The organism is Phenylobacterium sp. (assembly GCF_028290885.1).
GTDB lineage: Bacteria > Pseudomonadota > Alphaproteobacteria > Caulobacterales > Caulobacteraceae > Phenylobacterium.
Genome location: NZ_JAQGIZ010000004.1, coordinates 1 through 18,057, shown reverse-complemented (window position 1 = coordinate 18,057; position 18,057 = coordinate 1). Strand labels below are relative to the sequence as shown.

General features: G+C 69.7%; 18 protein-coding genes and 1 pseudogene. 12 read left to right on the top strand and 7 right to left on the bottom strand.

Translation table 11 applies throughout. From position 1 onward, the window contains the following. Positions 1-54: 54 nt before the first annotated feature. Positions 55-1,860, top strand: coding sequence for a translation elongation factor 4 (gene lepA, locus JWP28_RS00380; protein ID WP_299538684.1), 1,806 nt, complete (start codon positions 55-57; stop codon positions 1,858-1,860). Here the strand turns inward: lepA and JWP28_RS00375 are convergent. Both JWP28_RS00375 and JWP28_RS00370 read right to left on the bottom strand, forming a co-directional pair. Beyond that, a complete protein-coding gene (locus JWP28_RS00375; protein WP_299538680.1) occupies positions 1,829-2,905 on the bottom strand; it encodes a hypothetical protein in 1,077 nt (358 codons plus the stop codon). The two genes, lepA and JWP28_RS00375, sit on opposite strands and share 32 nt — an antisense overlap. A 128-nt stretch (positions 2,906-3,033) precedes the next feature. Next, complete coding sequence (locus JWP28_RS00370; protein WP_299538677.1) at positions 3,034-3,423, bottom strand: DUF2784 family protein; 390 nt, start codon at positions 3,421-3,423, stop codon at positions 3,034-3,036. A gap of 51 nt (positions 3,424-3,474) precedes the next feature. Between JWP28_RS00370 and JWP28_RS00365 the strand changes: the two genes are divergently transcribed. The 10 genes from JWP28_RS00365 (at position 3,475) to JWP28_RS00320 (ending at position 12,177) form a co-directional block, all read left to right on the top strand. Then, entirely contained in the window at positions 3,475-3,936 is a 462-nt protein-coding gene (locus tag JWP28_RS00365; protein ID WP_299538674.1) for a DUF5615 family PIN-like protein, read from the top strand. Between the two features lie 52 nt (positions 3,937-3,988). Next, positions 3,989-4,126, top strand: a complete 138-nt coding sequence (locus tag JWP28_RS00360) for an entericidin A/B family lipoprotein (RefSeq protein WP_299538672.1) — start codon at positions 3,989-3,991, stop codon at positions 4,124-4,126. Between the two features lie 155 nt (positions 4,127-4,281). After that, positions 4,282-4,677, top strand: a complete 396-nt coding sequence (locus JWP28_RS00355) for a DUF983 domain-containing protein (RefSeq protein ID WP_299538670.1) — start codon at positions 4,282-4,284, stop codon at positions 4,675-4,677. A 174-nt stretch (positions 4,678-4,851) separates the two neighbouring features. Continuing rightward, positions 4,852-5,010: a DUF3309 family protein gene (locus tag JWP28_RS00350; protein WP_299538668.1), complete on the top strand. Its 159-nt coding sequence runs from the start codon at positions 4,852-4,854 to the stop codon at positions 5,008-5,010. A 62-nt stretch (positions 5,011-5,072) separates the two neighbouring features. Further along, a complete protein-coding gene (locus JWP28_RS00345) occupies positions 5,073-6,392 on the top strand; it encodes an MFS transporter (protein WP_299538666.1) in 1,320 nt (439 codons plus the stop codon). Beyond that, on the top strand, positions 6,385-7,146 hold the full coding sequence (locus JWP28_RS00340) for a DUF599 family protein (RefSeq protein ID WP_299538664.1): 762 nt from the start codon (positions 6,385-6,387) through the stop codon (positions 7,144-7,146). The genes JWP28_RS00345 and JWP28_RS00340 overlap by 8 nt, the downstream gene beginning before the upstream one ends. 54 nt (positions 7,147-7,200) lie before the next feature. Further along, positions 7,201-7,557, top strand: coding sequence for a YciI family protein (locus tag JWP28_RS00335; protein WP_299538662.1), 357 nt, complete (start codon positions 7,201-7,203; stop codon positions 7,555-7,557). Between the two features lie 4 nt (positions 7,558-7,561). Beyond that, positions 7,562-8,803, top strand: coding sequence for a DUF6596 domain-containing protein (locus tag JWP28_RS00330; protein WP_299538659.1), 1,242 nt, complete (start codon positions 7,562-7,564; stop codon positions 8,801-8,803). Positions 8,804-8,844: 41 nt separating this feature from the next. Further along, positions 8,845-10,620, top strand: coding sequence for a feruloyl-CoA synthase (locus JWP28_RS00325; RefSeq protein WP_299538657.1), 1,776 nt, complete (start codon positions 8,845-8,847; stop codon positions 10,618-10,620). 15 nt (positions 10,621-10,635) lie between these two features. Then, on the top strand, positions 10,636-12,177 hold the full coding sequence (locus tag JWP28_RS00320; protein ID WP_299538655.1) for an acetolactate synthase large subunit: 1,542 nt from the start codon (positions 10,636-10,638) through the stop codon (positions 12,175-12,177). A 193-nt stretch (positions 12,178-12,370) separates the two neighbouring features. On the opposite strand, the gene JWP28_RS00315 is transcribed toward JWP28_RS00320, so the two are convergent. The 3 genes from JWP28_RS00315 to JWP28_RS00305 all read right to left on the bottom strand — a co-directional run bounded on the left by JWP28_RS00315 (position 12,371) and on the right by JWP28_RS00305 (position 15,321). After that, positions 12,371-13,648 carry a hypothetical protein gene (locus JWP28_RS00315; protein ID WP_299538653.1) on the bottom strand — a complete coding sequence of 426 codons (1,278 nt, stop codon included), beginning with the start codon at positions 13,646-13,648 and terminating at the stop codon, positions 12,371-12,373. A gap of 218 nt (positions 13,649-13,866) precedes the next feature. Further along, complete coding sequence (locus tag JWP28_RS00310; RefSeq protein ID WP_299538650.1) at positions 13,867-14,328, bottom strand: NfeD family protein; 462 nt, start codon at positions 14,326-14,328, stop codon at positions 13,867-13,869. Positions 14,329-14,331: 3 nt separating this feature from the next. After that, on the bottom strand, positions 14,332-15,321 hold the full coding sequence (locus JWP28_RS00305; protein ID WP_299538647.1) for an SPFH domain-containing protein: 990 nt from the start codon (positions 15,319-15,321) through the stop codon (positions 14,332-14,334). 106 nt (positions 15,322-15,427) lie between these two features. Here JWP28_RS00305 and JWP28_RS00300 point away from each other — a divergent pair, with 106 nt between their 5' ends. Continuing rightward, complete coding sequence (locus JWP28_RS00300) at positions 15,428-16,000, top strand: hypothetical protein (RefSeq protein WP_299538644.1); 573 nt, start codon at positions 15,428-15,430, stop codon at positions 15,998-16,000. An 8-nt stretch (positions 16,001-16,008) separates the two neighbouring features. Here JWP28_RS00300 and JWP28_RS00295 read toward each other — a convergent pair whose 3' ends face one another. After that, entirely contained in the window at positions 16,009-16,602 is a 594-nt protein-coding gene (locus JWP28_RS00295; RefSeq protein ID WP_299538642.1) for a hypothetical protein, read from the bottom strand. A gap of 237 nt (positions 16,603-16,839) precedes the next feature. Further along, a pseudogene (locus JWP28_RS00290) lies at positions 16,840-17,823 on the bottom strand (nitronate monooxygenase family protein). Positions 17,824-18,057 lie beyond the last annotated feature (234 nt).

The window sequence follows — 18,057 nt, the reverse complement described above, 5'->3', positions numbered from 1 at the left end:
GACCGGACGCCGCGCGTCTCGCGAAGGCGGCGGAATGTGCTAGAGGCACGCGCCATGACGACCCCGCTCAGCCATATCCGCAACTTCTCCATTGTGGCCCACATCGACCACGGCAAGTCGACCCTGTCCGATCGCCTGATCCAGGAGACCGGCGCGCTGACCCAGCGCGAGATGACCGAGCAGGTGCTCGACAACATGGACATCGAGCGCGAGCGCGGGATCACCATCAAGGCCCAGACCGTGCGCCTGCACTACAAGGCCGACGACGGCGAGGAGTACGTCCTCAACCTGATGGACACGCCGGGGCACGTGGACTTCGCCTACGAGGTCTCCCGCAGCCTCGCGGCCTGCGAGGGCTCGATCCTGGTGGTGGACGCCAGCCAGGGCGTCGAGGCCCAGACGCTGGCCAACGTCTACCAGGCCATCGACAACAATCACGAGATCGTGCCCGTCCTGAACAAGGTCGACCTGCCGGCCGCCGAGCCGGACCGGGTGCGCCAGCAGATCGAGGACGTCATCGGCCTTGACGCCTCCGACGCGGTGCTGGCCTCGGCCAAGACCGGCCTCGGCATCCACGACGTGCTGGAAGCGGTCGTGAAGCGCCTGCCGCCGCCCAAGGGCGACCGCGACGCGCCGCTGAAGGCGCTGCTGGTCGACGCCTGGTACGACCCCTACCTCGGCGTCGTGGTGCTGGTGCGGGTGATCGACGGCGTGCTGCGCTCCGGCCAGCGCATCCGGATGATGCAGCAGGGCTCCACCCACCTGATCGACCGCATCGGCTACTTCCGGCCCAAGCGCACCGAGATCGAGGAGCTGGGCCCCGGCGAGATCGGCTTCATCACCGCCCAGATCAAGGAAGTCGCCCAAGCCGCGGTCGGCGACACCATCACCGACGACCGCAAGCCCGCCACCGAGGCACTGCCCGGCTTCCGCGACGTCCAGCCGGTGGTGTTCTGCGGCCTCTTCCCCGTCGACGCCGCCGAGTTCGAGGACCTGCGCGCCGCCATCGGCCGCCTGCGCCTGAACGACGCCTCCTTCACCTACGAGATGGAGACGAGCGCCGCGCTGGGCTTCGGCTTCCGCTGCGGGTTCCTGGGCCTGCTCCACCTGGAGATCATCCAGGAGCGGCTGAGCCGCGAGTTCGACCTCGACCTGATCGCGACCGCCCCCAGCGTGGTCTACAAGATCAAGCTCACCGACGGCTCGGAGATGGAGCTGCACAACCCGGCCGACCTGCCGGACCCGGTGAAGATCGCCTCGATCTCGGAGCCCTGGATCAAGGCCACCATCCTGACGCCGGACGAATACCTCGGCTCGGTGATCAAGCTCTGCCAGGACCGGCGCGGCGCGCAGCGGGAGCTGTCCTACGTCGGCGCCCGCGCCCTGGTGGTCTACGACCTGCCGCTGAACGAGGTGGTGTTCGACTTCTACGACCGGCTGAAGTCGATCTCGAAGGGCTACGCCTCCTTCGACTACCAGATCGAGGAGTACCGCGACGGCGACCTGGTGAAGATGTCGATCCTGGTCAACGCCGAGCCGGTGGACGCGCTCTCCATGCTGGTCCACCGCGACCGGGCCGAGGCCCGCGGCCGCGGCATGGTCGAGAAGATGAAGGAACTGATCAGCCCGCACATGTTCCAGATCCCGATCCAGGCGGCGATCGGCGGCCGGATCATCGCCCGCGAGACGGTGCGCGCGCTGCGCAAGGACGTCACCGCCAAGTGCTACGGCGGCGACATGAGCCGCAAGCGCAAGCTGCTCGACAAGCAGAAGGCCGGCAAGAAACGCATGCGCCAGTTCGGCAAGGTCGAGATCCCGCAGGAAGCCTTCATCGCGGCGCTGAAGATGGACGCGGACTAGGGGCCAGCTCCGACACCTCCGCCGCCTCGGGTTTCTTGCCGGCCGCCTCCGCGTGGCGCGCGCCGGCGAGGATGCCCGGCAGCGCATAGTTGCCTTCATGGCAGGCGTACTCGTAGAGCGGCCCCTTGGTGGCGTTCAACGGCATCTCGCCGCGCCAGGTCCGGGTGTACGCCTTGGGGTCCTCGACCTTGAACTCGTAGAGGATCTGGCTCGGCGAAAGGCGGGTGAAGCGTTCCGTCACCTTGGCGTCCTCGGAGACGTAGAAGGTGGTCGGAATGCCGGGCCGCAGCGACTCTCCCGGATTGAAGTTGGTGGTTTCGACCACCAGGGTGTCGCCCTCCCACCAGCCGACGCTGTCGCCCATCCAGGGCCGGATGTTCGCGGGCAGGTGGCGCCGGTCGCCCAGGCGCACGATGCGCGCGTCGTGGTCCATCTCCACCAGGATGACCAGGTGATCCCGATCCTGCTGGATCTGATAGGTATTGTTGTAGAGCACATTCATCATCGGCGGCCCGGCGGTGGAGCCGAAGCCCAGCAGGCAGCGCTCCGCCGGCTGGCGGACTTCGGGGCCGTCGAAGTTGCCCATGATCCTCGCCACATCGGCCATGAACCGCCGGCGGCCCTCAGGGCTGTAGGGGAGCCGCCCGTCCTCCGGCTCGGTCAGCCAGGAGCTCCGCAGCTCGCCGCGGAGGCTGCCCACCTTCGAGCCGGGATCCATCCAGAAGGTGTTGTAGCCGCCCGGGTCGGTCCCCTTCTCGGGCGCCGGCGCCTTCGGGTCGGTGGGCCGGACGTCCGCCTGCTGCATCTGGGTCCACCACTGCTCCAGGGTGCGCGCCTCGGCCGGCGAGATCACCAGGGACTTGACCTGCGGCGGGCGTTCGAGCTGCGTGAGCGAGGCGTTGGACCAGAGGCCGGAGAGGTCCGGCTGACCGAAGCCGTTGCGCGGCGCCTTGTAGGCCTGCGCCCCCGCCGAGCCGGCCAGGAGGGCGGCGCTGACGGCGGCGACCAGCGTCCAGGCCTGGATTCGATTGATCGAAAGCGTCATCTGCTCAACCCCTCCCGTCCCGGTGGGCGATCGCTGCCGATTATGCGCCTTCCGGGTCGCCGGAGCCACCGAGGCCATGGCCGACAAGCTGGCACCTGTCGGCAAGGTCGAGATCCCGCAGGAAGCGTTTAGCGCGGCGCTGAAGATGGACGCGGATTAGCGGGCACGAGCCACCAGAGCGCGATCACGAGCGCAAACAGCACCAGATACATCGCCCCGAACACCCAGATCGGCAGCGGCCAGTAGATCAGACCGTTCACCCAGCGCATGATCAGAGGCTCGCCGCTGGCTCCGGTCAGCTGGTCTTGCCAGAGCGTCAGGAAGCAGGCGCGGCCAAGCATCGCCTGCAGCGCCACCACCGCCCAGGACGCGATGTGCAGCAGCCGCCACCAGCGGATGCGGACCCACCGCCAGCCGCGCGCTGCGCCGAGCGGGATGGCGATCAGGCCGAGCACGTTGAAGGCGATGACCACCAGGTGCACGCTGAGGATGACTTCGCCGAGCGCTGCCGGGTTCATGTGGCGACACTGACCCTTCGCCCTTTGTGAGAGAAGGGAGACAATTGGAGCATGCGCTTCCTCTGCGATGAAATGCTGGTCAGGCTCGCCCGGCTGCTCCGGGCCGCGGGCTACGACACCTATCTGGCCAGCGGCGGCGAGGCGGACGCGGCCCTGCTGCACCTTGCCCGCGAGGAAGGCCGCATGGTGCTGACCCGCGACAAGCGGCTGGCGGCGGCCTCGCCGGACTCGGTGCTGATCGAGGGCCTCGGGGTCGAGCAGGAGGCGCTGAGCCTTTCGGACGCCGTCCCGATCGGCTGGGACGCGGACCCCTTCAGCCGCTGCGTGATGGACAATGCGCGGCTGCGCGAGGCCAGCGCGCCGGAGGTCGCGCGCATGCCCACCTCCGTCCGCACCGGCGAGGGTCCCTTTCGCGCCTGCCCGGCCTGCGGACGGCTCTATTGGCCGGGCAGCCATGTGCGGCGGATGAACGCGCGGCTGGCGGCGATCGCCCAGACGCGTCTTGGAGCTTGACTGTCACGCTGCGTCCGGCGAAATCCGCTCCGAACTCGGAGGGGATTATTCCATGCGTAAACTGATCGTGCTGGCGGCGGCGGCTTCGGCTCTGCTGGTGGCGAGCTGCAACACCCTCGCCGGCGCCGGCAAGGACGTGCAGGCAGCGGGCAAGGCTGTCACCAGCACGGCGGAAGACGCCAAGCACTAACTCTTCCTTCTTCGAGGGAACGGTGGGCGCGCCTGGGGGGTTCGGGAGGTGTCCTCCGGAGGTCGTCATGAGCAAGCCTGTGCAACGCGGCCGGCCCCTGCGACCGATCGGCCGGGCGTCTTTTCTTCCCGTCTCATAGGGCCCATATCCCCGCCATGGCAGAGATCGTTCATCCGTTGAAGCGCTCGCTGTTCCGGGGCCTTTCGGGACACTGCCCGGCCTGCGGCAAGGGCCAGCTGTTCTGGAAGTACCTGAAGGTGAACGGGCGCTGCGAGGTCTGCGACACCGACCTCGCCCGCTACCCGGCCGACGACGGCCCGGCCTACCTGACGATCCTACTCGTCGGTCACCTGGTGGTGGCGCCGTTGCTGTTCTTCCCGATCGTCTGGCGCTCGAACCCGGCCTACTCCCTGCCGATCATCCTGATCCCGCTGGCGGCGCTCACCCTGGCGCTCCTGCCGCGCATCAAGGGCGGCTGGATCGGGCTGATGTACGCCATGGGCGTGAAGGACACCGACGCCCACCTGCACACGGCCGACTTCGCCGACTAGAGCTTGTCCCGTTTCGATTCAATCGGAACGGCGCGCTCTAGGATTTGCTTGGTCGATCTTCCTGATCGGCTGACTTGTCCAAGTCAGCCGGGAAACGCTCCAGGCCCCGCTCCGGAACCTCCACCATGACCGCCCGTTTGCTGCCGCAGTCGGGGGACACGAAGGAGGAGACGCGTGAGCCTAGGCCTTATACTTATCATCATACTGGTGCTGCTGCTGGTCGGCGCACTGCCCACCTGGGGCCATTCCCGCAGCTGGGGCTATTTCCCGAGCGGCGGACTTGGCCTGATCCTGGTGATCATCATCGTGCTGGTGCTGCTGGGGCGGATATAGCGCCCAGCCCCCTGGCGTAAGCCGTCGGATCGCCTAGCATCCCCTCGAAGCAGGGGGGATGCATGGCGCGGGACGAGGCGAAGACGGCGGATGAGCGCATAGAGCCGATCACCGCCTTTCGGCGGATCAAGGCGATCCTCGGCGGCTCCGCCGGCAACCTCGTCGAGTGGTACGACTGGTTCGCCTATTCCTCCACCAGCCTCTATTTCGCGGCCCACTTCTTCCCCAAGGGCGAGCAGACCGCCCAACAGCTGCAGACCGCGGCGATCTTCGCGGCGGGGTTCGTCGCCCGTCCGGCCGGCGCCTGGCTGATGGGGATCTACGCCGACCGGGCCGGACGCCGGGCAGCCCTGACGCTGTCGGTGGCGCTGATGAGCCTGGGCTCCTTCGCCATCGCCATCCTGCCGACCTACGCCCAGATCGGCGTGCTGGCCCAGCTCGGCCTCTTGGCCGCGCGCCTGGTCCAGGGCCTGTCGCTGGGCGGCGAGTACGGGGCCAGCGCCACCTACATGTCGGAGATGGCCGGCAGCAAGCACCGCGGCTTCTGGTCATCCTTCCAGTACACCACCCTGATCGGCGGCCAGCTCACGGCGCTGGTGGTGCTGGTCGTCCTGCAACACGTGCTCTCCAAGGCCGCGCTGGAGGCCTGGGGCTGGCGCATCCCGTTCGCCATCGGCGGGGTGCTGGCCATCGTGGTGTTCTGGATCCGCACCGGCCTCGACGAGACCCGCGCCTACCTGCGGGCCGCCGCCGAGACCGCCCGGCGCGGCCAGACCATGACCCTCTTCCGCGAGCATCCGAGGGAGTTCGCGATCGTCCTGGTGCTCACCGCCGCCGGCTCCTTGGCCTTCTACGCCTACACGACCTACATGCAGAAATTCCTGGTCAACACGGCCGGCTTCTCCAAGGACACCGGCACCGCGATCATGGCCGGAGTGCTGGTCCTCTACATGCTGATCCAGCCCGCGGTCGGCTGGCTCTCGGACCAGGTGGGCCGCAAGACCACCATGGCGGTGGGCCTGGCGGCCGGGGCGGTCGCGACCTATCCGGTGATGACGGCCATCGCGCATTCGACCTCGGCGCTCGAGGCCTTCGGCCTGGTGATGATCCTGGTGCTCTGCCACGCGGGCTATTCGGCGGTGAACGCCGCGGTGAAGGCCGAGCTGTTCCCGGCCCACGTCCGCGCACTCGGCGTGGCCCTGCCCTATGCGCTGGCCAACGCGCTGTTCGGCGGCACCGCGGAATATATCGCCGAGTGGCTGAAGCAGGCGAAGATGGAAAGCGGCTTCTATGTCTATGTCGCGATCGTCATGCTGGTCGGCGCCGTCGCCGCCGCGCGCCTGCGCAACACCAACGTCACCAGCCTGATCGCCGATGATTGAGCTCAGCCCCCTGAACATCGTGGCCGTCAGCCTGTTCGGCGTGTGCTGGCTTTTCTACCAGCCGCTGCTCACCCTCCTCGGCCGCCGCGGCGGGGCCGTCATCAACACCGACCTGACCGTCGTGCGCAGCGCGTGGATGCACAACATGGCGCGGCGGACGAACCGCTTCATGGACGGTCAGCTGCTGGCGCAGACCCTGAGCTCGTCCTCCTTCTTCGCCTCGTCGAACCTGATCCTAATCGCCGCCACCGCCGGCGTCCTGTTCGGCGGCCAGGCGAGCTTCCGCAACGTCTCCAGCCTGGCGGTGATCAACACCTCGTCGCGGCTGCTCTTCGAGGGCCAGCTCGCGCTTGTCGTGCTGACGCTGGCGCGCGGGCTGCTCGACTTCATCTGGGGGATCCGCCAGCTCAACTACGTTCTGGCCGCCATCGGGGCGACGCCCGAAAGGGCGGACGACGACGCCCACCATGCGTTCGGCGACGTGGCCGGCCGCCTGCTCAACCCAGCGCTCCACTCCGTCAACTCCGGCGTCCGCGGCTACTATTTCGCGCTTGCCGCGGCGGCCTGGCTGTTCGGCCCGATCCCGTTCATGGTCGCGACCCTCGGCGCGGTGAGCCTCCTGATCTGGCGCCAGCGCCGCTCGCCCGCGGCCCGGGCCATCGCCGAGCTGCGCAAGCTGATCGAGGCTGCGCCGCCGGGTGAACCGGAAAAATTCGTGGCCCAGTCGAATCCCCTGGGGGACGAGCGTCTCTGAGATGACGCGGCGCTCCGCGTCGGCCAATCTGGCGCAACGGGAGAGGACCACATCATGCAATATCTGCTGCTGATCTATACGGACGAGAAGCTCTGGGCGCCGGAGACAGGCACGGACCCGGCCGTCCTGCAGGAGATCACTGCGGCGCACATGCGGCTGGGCGCGGAACTCAGCGAGGCCGGAGCCATGGTCGGCGGCAACCGGCTGCAGCCCACGGACACCGCAACGACGGTGCGCAACGTGGCCGGCTCGCAGAGCCTGCACGACGGCCCTTACGCCGAGACGCGCGAGCAGCTCGCCGGCTATTACCTGGTCGAGGCGCCGGACCTTGATGCGGCGATCGCCTGGGGCAAGAAGATTCCCGGGGGCCCGAACTATTCCGTCGAGGTCCGCCCCATCCACGTGATGTAGGCCGATGAGCAGCCGGCAGGCCGAGCGTGTCCTGGACGACGCCGTGCGGGAGGCGGGCGACCGCATCCGCGCGGCGCTCGCCATGCGCTTCCGCGACCTCGACATGGCCGAGGAGGCCTTCGCGGTCGCCAGCCTGCGGGCCGTCGAGACCTGGCGCCGCGACGGCCCGCCGCGGGATCCGGCCGCCTGGCTCTATGCGGTGGGCCGCCGGCGGGCCTTCGACATCGGCCGCCGCGCCAAGGTGCGCGGGGCGGCGGTCCACGACGCCCCGGAGCCCGCGCCGGACCCCGAGACGATCCTGATGGCGGCGTTCGAGCCGATCCCCGACGAACGGCTGCGGCTGATCTTCATCTGTTGCCACCCCGCGCTCGCGCCCGAGGCGCGGATCGCGCTCACCCTGCGAACGCTCTGCGGCCTGTCCGTGGAGCGGATCGCCCGCGCGTGGCTGACCAGCGAGGTCGCCATGCTGCAGCGGCTGACGCGGGCCAAGCGCAAGATCCGCGATGCCCGCATCCGCTTCGAGATCCCGGAACCCGACGCCTGGGGCGAACGGCTGGACGCGGTCCTGGCCACGCTGGAGATCGCTTACGGCCAGGCCTACGAGGACGCCGCCGGAGCCTCCGACGCGGCCGACCTGGCAGGAGAGACGCTGCGGCTTTCCGGTCTGCTGGCCGAGCTTCTACCCGACGAGCCCGAGGTGCTGGGGCTCGCGGCCCTGATCCGCCTCACCGAAGCGCGCCGGCCCGCGCGCCTCGACGCCGCCGGCGCCATGGTCCCCCTCTCCGAGCAGGACGTGCGGCTCTGGGACCCGCGCCTGATCGCCGAGGCCGTGGCCCTGATGCGCCGCGCCGCCGAGCTCGGCCGCAGCGGACCCTACCAGCTGATGGCCGCCATCCACGCCGCCCACGCTTCCAGGATCGAGACCAGCGCAACGCCTTGGGGTGACATCGTCGCGCTCTACGACATGCTGCTGACCGTGCGGCCCTCGGCCGTCGCCGCGGTCAACCGCGCGGTGGCGGTGGCCGAAGCCCAGACGGCGGAGGCGGGGCTTGCCGCCCTGGCCGCCGTCGAGGGTCGCGAGCGTCTCGCTGCCTGGCTCCCCTATCAAGCCGCCCGCGCCGGGCTCTACGCAATGGCCGGGCGCGAGGCGGAGGCCGCCGAGGCCCTGCAGGCGGCGCTGGCCCTGCATCCGGCGCCGGCCGAACGCCTGTTCCTGGAGCGAAGACTGGCGGCGCTCGGCCGCTGAGCCTTCCCATTCGCTTCGGCGCTTGGAATAAGGGCTCCAGCATGGACGCCGAGCTGCACCTCGCAACCGCCCCCTTCCGCGATCCCCGCTATGCGCCGCGGCGGCTGGAGGTCGAGCGGCGGGCGGGCGGCGAGATGGTGCTGACCAACCCCACGCCCTATTCCACGCGGTTCCAGACCATGACGGCGGCCCTGGAGCACTGGGCCGTGGCCGCGCCCAACCGCCCGTGGCTGGCCGAGCGTTCCGGCGACGGCTGGCGGACGATGACCTTCGCCGAGGCGCGCGAGCAGGTCGGCGCCATCGCCGGCGGCCTATGGGGGCTGGGGGTGGTGGGGCCTGCGCCCCTGCTGATCCTCGCCCACAACGGCGTCGACCATGCGCTGATCGCCTATGCGGCCATGAGCCAGGGGATGCCGATCGCACCGGTCTCCCCGCAGTACGGTCTGAAGAACGCCAACCCGGAACGCCTGGCCCGCGCCTGCCAGGTGCTGCAGCCTGCGGCCGTCTACACGGAAGACGCCGCGCTGTTCGCCGAGGGCCTCGCCGCGCCGGCCCTGGCCGGCCTGCCGGTGATCGCGGCGAAGAACCCCCGCCCCGGCGACATCGCCTTTGAAGCCCTGCTGAAGAACCGGCCCGCCGCCGCGACCGCCAAGCCAACCGACCACGCCAAGTACCTGCTGACCTCCGGCTCCACCGGCCATCCCAAGGCGGTGATCTGCAGCCACGCCAACGTCAGCCTGAACTCGGCCCAGATCACCGCCTGCTTCGACGATTCCGACCCGCCGGTGATGGTCAATTCCGCGCCCTGGAGCCACAGCCTGGGCGCCAACTCGATCCTGCATATGTCTCTGCACCGAGGTGGGACGCTCTACATCGACCACGGCCAGCCGACCGCCGCGCGGTTTGGTGAGACGGTGCGCAATCTCAAGGAGGTTTCGCCGACCTATCAGAACATGGTCCCGGCCGGCTGGATGCTGTTCGTCGACGAGCTGGAGCGCGACGAAGCCCTGGCCCGGCGGTTCTTCGAGCGCGTGCGCGCGCTGCAGTATGGCGGCGCGGCGCTGGGCCAGGCGGTCGCCGACCGCATCCAGGCCGTCGCCCTGCGCACTGTCGGCGAGAAGATCAGCTTCGGCTCGGGCTATGGCGCCACCGAGACCGGCCCCACCGCCTGCAACGTCCACTGGGCCAATGACCGCATGGGCCTGATCGGCCTGCCTATTCCGGGGACCTCGGTGCGCCTCGTACCGGAGGCCGGCAAGTTCGACTTCCGCGTGAAGGGACCGCAGATCACTGAGGGCTACCTCGGCCAGCCGGAGCTCTCCGCGCAATCCTTCGACGACGAGGGCTTCTATGTGATCGGCGACGCGGCCCGCTTCATCGACCCCGAGGATCCTGCCCTAGGCATGGTCTTCGACGGGCGGCTCTCGGAGAACTTCAAGCTGGCCAGCGGCACCTTCGTCGGCGTCGGCGACCTGCGCATCGGCGCGGTCTCGGCGATCGGCGGGGCGGTGACCGACGCGGTGGTCTGCGGCGAGGGGCGCGAGGCGGTGGGCTTGCTGCTCTATCCCAACCCGCGCCTGTCGCCCGCCGACGTCGCCGCCGCCGTCCGCGCCGGGCTGGAAGCCTTCAACGCCAAGGCCCGCGGCTCCGGCGGCCGGGTGGCCCGCGCCCTCGTGCTGCCCGACGCCCCCGACGCGGCCTCCGGCGAAATCACCGACAAGGGCTACATCGCCCAGGCGCTGGCCCGCTCGCGGCGCGCCGAAGCCATTTCACGGCTGTTCGCCGATCCCTCTCCTCCCGAAGTGATGGTGTTCTGACATGAAAGACTTGGCATGAACGGCGCCGACGCCCTGCTCGCGACGCTCGTCGCTAACGACGTGACCGCTTGTTTCGCCAATCCGGGCACCAGCGAGATGCAATTCGTCGCCGCGCTCGACCGCAGGCCGGAGATGCGGCCGGTGCTCTGCCTGTTCGAGGGCGTGGCGACCGGGGCGGCGGACGGCTACGGCCGCATGGCCGACAAGCCCGCCTGCACCCTGCTGCACCTGGGCCCCGGCTATGGCAACGGGGTGGCGAACCTGCACAACGCCAGGCGGGCCTTCACGCCCATCGTCAACGTCATCGGCGACCACGCCACCTATCACCGCGAGTTCGACGCGCCGCTGAACTCCGACATCGCGACCCTGGTGAAGCCCAACTCCATCTGGGCGCGCTCCGCCGAAAGCCCCGACGACGTGCCGGTGCTGGCCGCCGAGGCGGTCGAGGCGAGCTATGGGCCGCCGGGCGGTCCGGTGAGCCTGATCCTGCCGGCCGACTCGGCGTGGCTGGAAACCCGCGTCGAGCCGGTCATCGCGCAGAAGCCTGTGCGGCCGGCGCCGCCGGAGGTCGCGCTCGATGAGACCCTCCTGGCGCTGCGCAAGGCCAAGCAGCCGGTGATCCTGATCGGGGGCCAGGCCTGCCGCGCCGAGGCCCTGGCCCAGGCCGCGCGGCTGGCCGCCCACGGAATCCGCGTGATGGCCGACACCTTCGTGGCGCGCCAGCCGCGCGGCGCCGGGATCTTCGCGCCCGAGCGCATGCCGTACTTCGGCGAGATGGCGCTGAAGCAACTCGAGGGCGTCGACCTGATGGTGCTGGCCGGCACGACGATGCCTGTGGCCTTCTTCGCCTACCCCGGGCGGCCGAGCGTGCTGGTCCCCGAAGGTTGCGACCTGCTGGAGTTCGTGGGCCGCGGCGAGGACGCTGCTGCGGGCCTGGCCGCCCTGGCCGACGCCCTCGGGGCGCCGCGCGAGGGACCGAGCCAGCCCCTGAAGCGCCCCGAATCCGCGCCGTCCGGACCGCTCAGCCCGCAGATGGCCGGCCTCTCCATCGCCCGCCACCTGCCCGAGGGGGCGATCGTCTGCGACGACAGCGTGACCTCCGGCGGCGGGGTCGCCGTGCCGGCCATGACCGCGGCGCCCCACGAGGTGCTGGCCCTGACCGGCGGGGCCATCGGCATCGGCCTGCCGCTGGCCGTCGGCGCCGCGGTGGCCGCGCCCGACCGCAAGGTGGTGTCGCTGAACGGCGACGGGGCGGCGATGTACACCATACAGGCGCTCTGGACGCTGGCGCGGGAGAACCTCGACGTCACCGTCGTGGTGTTCGCCAACAACAGCTACCGCATCCTCAACATCGAGATGGTCCGCACCGGCGCGGGCGACGCCGGCCCCCAGGCCGCCAAGCTGCTGGGGCTGGGCGACCCGGCCATCCACTGGGTCCCGCTGGCCAACGGCCTGGGCCTGCCGGCCGTCCGCTGCACCACCGCCGAACAGTTCGAGACCGCCTTCGCCGGCGCCATGGCCCAGCGCGGCCCGATGTTCATCGAGGCGGCGATTTGAAGAGTCAGTTGCTCCCCCTTGGAGGAGCTGTCAGCAAAGCTGACTGAGGGGGTTCCTCCACGATCTGAGCGGACCCCTCCGGCGCGTCGCGCCACCTCCCCAAATCGCGCTTTCGCGCTGGGGGAGGAAGAAGAAAAAGGCCCGCGGGGCGCAACCCCGCGGGCCTCTTGGAACACCACTTAGCGGAGAGCGGTCAGCTCTTGCCCTTCGGCTTGTTGGTCGGCAGGACGCAGTTGCCAGCCATGCTGCAGACCACGGCCTCCTTCGGGGTCTGCGGATCGCTGAAGGCGATCATGTAGCCCGGCAGGCCGTCGGCGCAGGCGACCTCGAGGCGGATCGTGCCGTCGGTCGCCTTCAGCGGCTGGCCGACACTGGACACTGTGCAGTCCTTCTTGTCGAACTTGCGCAGGTCGGCGGTGAGCCCCGAGTAGTCGGGCTTGCCGAGCGTGCACTTGTAGCCGGCGACGAGCGCGTGGCCGCAGTCCAGCACCTTGCCCTTGCCGGTGGCCGGGAACATGCCGATGGCGCCGCTGCCGTCGGCGCAGACCAGCTCCACCACCTCATCCGACCCTTTCGCGGGGAAGATGGCGTAGCGGTTCACCGTGCAGCTGGAGCCGGAGTTCTTGGCGAGCTTGGTGTAGAGGCCGGCCTGCTCGGCGGTGGCCGCGCGGGTGTCGGTCAGGGTGCAGGCGCCGCCGGGGACCTTGGCGCAGTCCAGGGTCTCTTTGATCGCGCCCTGGCTCACCTTGTAGATGTAGCCCTTGCCGCCCTCGCAGGAGACTTCGTAGCCCTCGGTGCCGTCGGTGAAGGTGCCCACGAAGCGGCGGTCTTTCACGGTGCAGCCGTTGTTGGCCAGCTTGGCGTAGTTGTCGACGATGGCGAGGCGGGCGGTGGCCGGGGCCAGCACGCATTTGATGTTGCCCTGCACCGCGTCATAGGCGAGGCAGTTGGTTGCGCTGGCCTCCTTGGTGACGTCGAGCGGCGAGGCGGCAGTGATGACGTAGCCGACGCCGCCGGGGCAGGAGACCTCGACCAGGGTGTTGTTTGTCGTCTGGCCGATGCCGCGGATCCCTTCGGGCGCGCAATTCACCTTGGCCTTCGCCAGCAGCGCCGTCACCGCCGGCTTCAGGTCGAGGTTGGACGGCAGCACGCAGGGGTTCGGGGACTTGGTCGCCGGATCCGCCGGATAGTTGACCAGCACGCAGCTGAAGGCGTTCGGCGCAGCCGCCGTGGTCTGGATCAGGAAGCCCGGCGCGCCTTCGCAGGCGACTTCATAGAGGCTGGTGGCCGGCGAGCCGGTCTTCTTGTCCGGCGCCGCCTTGCCGACCAAGCGTGCGTCGGAGACCTTGCACGGCAGGTTCGCCGCCGCGACCAGCGCCGGCGAGTCGGCCATGCCGGCCTTGCGGGCCTCTGGGCTGACGGCGGACGGCGGGGCTTTCGGCGCGGCCATGGCCACGGCTGGCGCGATCATGGCGACGATGAGGGCCGCTAGCAGCCCCAATCCTAATGGCCTCATGACTTCGGTATCTCCTGGACGTTTCCGTGGGGCGCTGGCCCCTTTCGGCGCACATAAGCGCCATGAAGGCCGCAGGGGTCAAGATGACCCTGCATGGACCTCGAACTTTGACGCACTTCCAAGGGCTTAGCGCGCGCTGTCAGGCCCCGCCGCGCGGCGCATGCGGTCGAATCTCAGGCCGCGCGGACCTTCAGGTGGGCGCCCGCCACGCCGGTGACTTCCACTCGCGAGCCGGCCTCCAGCGCCTCGCCCTCGTCGAGCTCGGCCGCCCACTCCTTGCCGTCGATGAAGACGCGCCCGGCCCGGCCCTTGAAGGCGGAGACCGCGCGGCCCTGATGGCCGACCAGTCTGGCCACATTGTCGTTGATGTCGCCGGCCGGATGGTGGAGCACCGAAAGCGGCAGGTAACGGCGGGCGAGCACCGTCGAGGCGATGGTCAGCACCGCGAAGGCCAGCACCGCCTGCGGAAGGCCCAGGTCCGCGAAGGCCGCCAGCACCGCCACCGCCCCGGCCGAGGCCGAGGGCCACAGCAGCCAGCCCGAGCCGGTCACCACCTCGACGGCGAGCACGGCGGCGGCGAGCGCGATCCACACCCAGAAGGGGTGGGCCGCATAGAGGGTGGTCAGGTCGCTCATGGTTCAACTCCCTGCGGGCGGAACCGCCGTGCCGCCGCGCGTCGCCGGCCGGGAGCCGCCGCCACGCGGCGGGATCGGCGGCTGCTCGGCCTGGGCGGCCTTCACCAGCTCGGCGATGCCGGCGATGGAGCCCACCAGCGAGCCCATGTCGGCCGGCACGATCACCGTCTTCTGCTGCGGGCTTTCGGCCAGCTTGCCGAACGCCTCAACATACTTCTGGGCGATGAAATAGTTGATCGCGTTGACGTCGCCCTGGGCGATGGCGGTGGAGACCAGCTCAGTGGCCTTGGCCTCGGCCTGGGCGGAGCGTTCGCGGGCCTCGGCGTCGCGGAAGGCGGCCTCGCGGCGGCCCTCGGCCTGCAGGATCGCAGACTGCTTCTGGCCCTCCGCCACGGTGATCGCCGCCTGCTTCTCGCCGTCCGCCTCGGTGATCACGGCGCGCCGCTCGCGCTCGGCCTTCATCTGGCGGGCCATGGCGTTGGTGATGTCCGGCGGCGGCTGCAGATCCTTGATCTCGATCCGCGCCACCTTGACGCCCCAGGGACTGGTCGCCTGGTCGATGACGTCCAGCAGGCGGGTGTTGATCTGGTCGCGCTGCGACAGCACCTCGTCCAGCTCCATGTTGCCCACCACGGTGCGCAGGTTGGTCATGGTCAGCTGTGTGATCGCGAAGTCGAGGTTGGTGATGCGGTAGGCCGCGGCCGCGGCGTCCATCACCTGGATGAAGACGATGGCGTCCACCTGGACCGAAACGTTGTCCTTGGTGATCACATCCTGGCGCGGCACGTCGAGCACCTGCTCCATCATGTTGATGCGCCGGCCGATGTTCTCGACGAAGGGCGTCAGGAAGCTGATGCCGGGCTTGAGCGTCCGCATATAACGGCCGAACCGCTCGACGGTGTACTCGCGGCCCTGCGGCACGATCTTGATGGCCCCCAGCGCGACCACCAGGGCCAGCACCAGGAAGACCGCGGCGACGACAGCAAAACCCATGAACATCTCCCCGACCGGCGCCAAGCTTAGCCATCGGCCGGGCCGGACGCCACGGAAACCGAAGGCCACGCTCGCGCCCATATCCGAGGTCTGATAGCGCTCCGCCATGCTCTGCAAGACCACCGCCCTTGTCGCCGCCGCCGTCCTGATCGCCGGCGCAGCGCCGAAACCCGCGCCGCCCAAGCCCTTCGCCGCGGCGAAGGCGCCCGCGGCCAAGCCCGCGCCCGCGAAGCCGGCCACCGCCCCGGTCGCCAACTTCGACGCCCGCAATCCAGCGAGCGTGGTGGAGCTGTTGAACGCCGGCGGGGGCAAGGCGGCGATCGCGCGAAAGGACCCCGACGAGGTGCTGGTGACCGTCGCCTCGGTGGCGGCCAACTTCAGCCTGCAGTTCGCCGCCTGCGACGCGCAGGGGCGGGCCTGCAAGGCGGTGCAGTTCGATTCCATGGTCGAGGCGCCGGGGCCGAGCTTCGCCCAGCTCAACGCCTTCAACCAGACCTCTGCCATGTGCCGCGGCACGGAGGACAAGGCCGGCAAGCCGCACGTGCTCTACTCGACCCTGCTGTTCGCCGACGACACCTACGACCACTTCCGCACGCAGATAGCGGCCTGGACCGGCTGCATCGGCGAGTTCCGGAACTTCCTGAAGGACCCCAGCGCCTATCTGGCGAGCGCGCCTTAGGCTGTCGATTAGTCGGGCGGGACGACCCAGGATTTTCCGCCGCCATCCGGGGAGGCGGGGGCCGGTTCCGGCCCCGGCCATTCCGGCGAAGCGGGCTCACTCCCGGCCCGAACCGCAGGCTCGGCGCCCCGCGCCTCGATCGCCCAGTCCTCGTCCTGCCAGAGGCTCCAGTCCGGGGTGACGCCCAGGTCGCGGCAGATGCGGGCAACCAGTTCGCCGATGGGGCGGTCGGCGAAGTCGGCTTCGTCGTAATCGGTCTCGAGGCGCTCGGTGAGATCGTAGAACAGGCTTTCGGCGTCGCTCCCGTCGGCCTCGGCGTCGAGGACCCGCTCGACGGCGGTCCTGACCCTGGTCTTGCGCCGTTCGACGCCCAGGCGGGTTTCGGCGGCGCGGCGGGCAGCGGCCTCGGCCTGGGCCGTTCGGCGGTCTTCGGCGAGCCTGGCCTCCAGCGCGAAGGTCTGGCGCACGGCGCGCGCGATGCGGGCGAAGACGAGGCCGAGGCTTTCATCAACCGCGCCGTCCGGGTTGGCGGCGGCCTGCGCGTCGGCCTGCCGCCGGACCAGCCGCGCCAGCTCCATGCCGATCTCGCCCAGTTCCGCCAAGCCCCGCAGATGGCGCTCGGTGCGCGCGTCGCCGGGGTCACCCGGTTGGGCTTCAGAGGAAGGCTGCGCCTCGATCATGAACAAAACGAGAACACGTGATGGGCGGAATGTCAAGGAAAAGCGGGTCTCGCGTGGGCCTCTCGTCCTTCTTCGCCGCGTCCTGAAGCTCAGCTTGAGTCCCCCGGATCAGCCTGCGGCTGACCGGGGGATGACGAGAAGAGGGAGGGCTGTCGACCTTTAGGCCGAAGCCTTCGCCCTCGTCCGCAGCGCCGAGACCCGGTCGATGGCGGTTTCCGCCTCGGCCATGATCCGCTCCACGATCTCGCCGGCCGGAGCCACGTCGTGGACGCCGCCGGCCGACTGGCCCATGGCGAAGGCGGACTTGTCTGCGTCGAGGCCCTCGATCTGGCCCCCGATGCCGCCCATGACGCCAGCGCGGCTGGAGAGGATCGCCTGGGCCGGGAAGGGCTGGATGTCGGCCGGCCGCCGTTCCCAGTCCTCGACATAGGAGTTCTTCTTCACCCTCATGGGCTTTCCTGATTAGCTGCGGGTGCGGATGGTGTCCTCGTCCGACGCCTCGACGATCACGTCCCGGTAGAGCTGGCCGGCGTGGGCCTCTTCCGAGGCGATGAACCGGGTGCCCATCCAGACGCCGACGGCCCCCAGCGACAGCGCCGCCGCCAGCCCGCGCCCGTCGTAGAGCCCGCCCGCCGCCACCACCGGGATCTTCACCGCCTCCACCGCCTGGGCCACCAGCGGCATGGTGCCGACGAGGCCGGTATGGCCGCCGCCCTCGCCGCCTTGGCAGATCACCGCGTCGCAGCCCGCCTGCTCGGCTTTCACGGCGTGCTTCACCGCCCCGCAGACCACCATCACCTTGAGCCCGCCCTTCTTGAGCCGCTCCATGATCGGCATCGGCACGCCAAGGCCCGCGACAAAGGATGACGCCCCTTCCTCGATGATGATCTCCACCGCAGCGGTCAGGCTCTCGGGGCTCGCCGCCAGCAGGTCGACGCCGAACGGCTTGTCGGTGAGCGTCTTCACCTTGCGCATCTCATCGCGGATGAAGTCGGGGGTGCGGCCGGCCATGCCCAGCACCCCATAGCCGCCGGCGTTCGACACCGCGGCCACGAGCTCGGCGTAGGAAACCCCGCCCATGCCGGCCAGCATGATCGGATGCTCGACGCCCAAGAGGTCGCAAAGCTTGGTGTGCAGGGTCATGACGATCCTCCGGTTTTCCTCAGGATGGCGCACGCTTTCGGCGATTGGAACCGTGACGCGGGGTTACCCATCCGATGTCATCCCGGAAAGCGCGCAGCGCTTGTCCGGGACCAATAGACACGACGCTCTCGGGCGATGCGCTGACCATCGGTGTCTATGGGTCCCGGTCTTCGCTGGCGCGAAACCGGGATGACACCGAAGGAGAAATCAGAAGATCGCGTAGCCGCCGTCGAT

Excerpts from the sequence above, each read along its gene's own strand:
- lepA (WP_299538684.1), top strand. The coding sequence starts at position 55 with ATGACGACCCCGCTCAGCCATATCCGCAACTTCTCCATTGTGGCCCAC.
- JWP28_RS00375 (WP_299538680.1), bottom strand. The coding sequence starts at position 2,905 with ATGACGCTTTCGATCAATCGAATCCAGGCCTGGACGCTGGTCGCCGCC.
- JWP28_RS00370 (WP_299538677.1), bottom strand. The coding sequence starts at position 3,423 with ATGAACCCGGCAGCGCTCGGCGAAGTCATCCTCAGCGTGCACCTGGTG.
- JWP28_RS00365 (WP_299538674.1), top strand. The coding sequence starts at position 3,475 with ATGCGCTTCCTCTGCGATGAAATGCTGGTCAGGCTCGCCCGGCTGCTC.
- JWP28_RS00360 (WP_299538672.1), top strand. The coding sequence starts at position 3,989 with ATGCGTAAACTGATCGTGCTGGCGGCGGCGGCTTCGGCTCTGCTGGTG.
- JWP28_RS00355 (WP_299538670.1), top strand. The coding sequence starts at position 4,282 with ATGGCAGAGATCGTTCATCCGTTGAAGCGCTCGCTGTTCCGGGGCCTT.
- JWP28_RS00345 (WP_299538666.1), top strand. The coding sequence starts at position 5,073 with ATGGCGCGGGACGAGGCGAAGACGGCGGATGAGCGCATAGAGCCGATC.
- JWP28_RS00340 (WP_299538664.1), top strand. The coding sequence starts at position 6,385 with ATGATTGAGCTCAGCCCCCTGAACATCGTGGCCGTCAGCCTGTTCGGC.
- JWP28_RS00335 (WP_299538662.1), top strand. The coding sequence starts at position 7,201 with ATGCAATATCTGCTGCTGATCTATACGGACGAGAAGCTCTGGGCGCCG.
- JWP28_RS00330 (WP_299538659.1), top strand. The coding sequence starts at position 7,562 with ATGAGCAGCCGGCAGGCCGAGCGTGTCCTGGACGACGCCGTGCGGGAG.
- JWP28_RS00325 (WP_299538657.1), top strand. The coding sequence starts at position 8,845 with ATGGACGCCGAGCTGCACCTCGCAACCGCCCCCTTCCGCGATCCCCGC.
- JWP28_RS00320 (WP_299538655.1), top strand. The coding sequence starts at position 10,636 with ATGAACGGCGCCGACGCCCTGCTCGCGACGCTCGTCGCTAACGACGTG.
- JWP28_RS00315 (WP_299538653.1), bottom strand. The coding sequence starts at position 13,648 with ATGATCGCGCCAGCCGTGGCCATGGCCGCGCCGAAAGCCCCGCCGTCC.
- JWP28_RS00310 (WP_299538650.1), bottom strand. The coding sequence starts at position 14,328 with ATGAGCGACCTGACCACCCTCTATGCGGCCCACCCCTTCTGGGTGTGG.
- JWP28_RS00305 (WP_299538647.1), bottom strand. The coding sequence starts at position 15,321 with ATGGGTTTTGCTGTCGTCGCCGCGGTCTTCCTGGTGCTGGCCCTGGTG.
- JWP28_RS00300 (WP_299538644.1), top strand. The coding sequence starts at position 15,428 with ATGCTCTGCAAGACCACCGCCCTTGTCGCCGCCGCCGTCCTGATCGCC.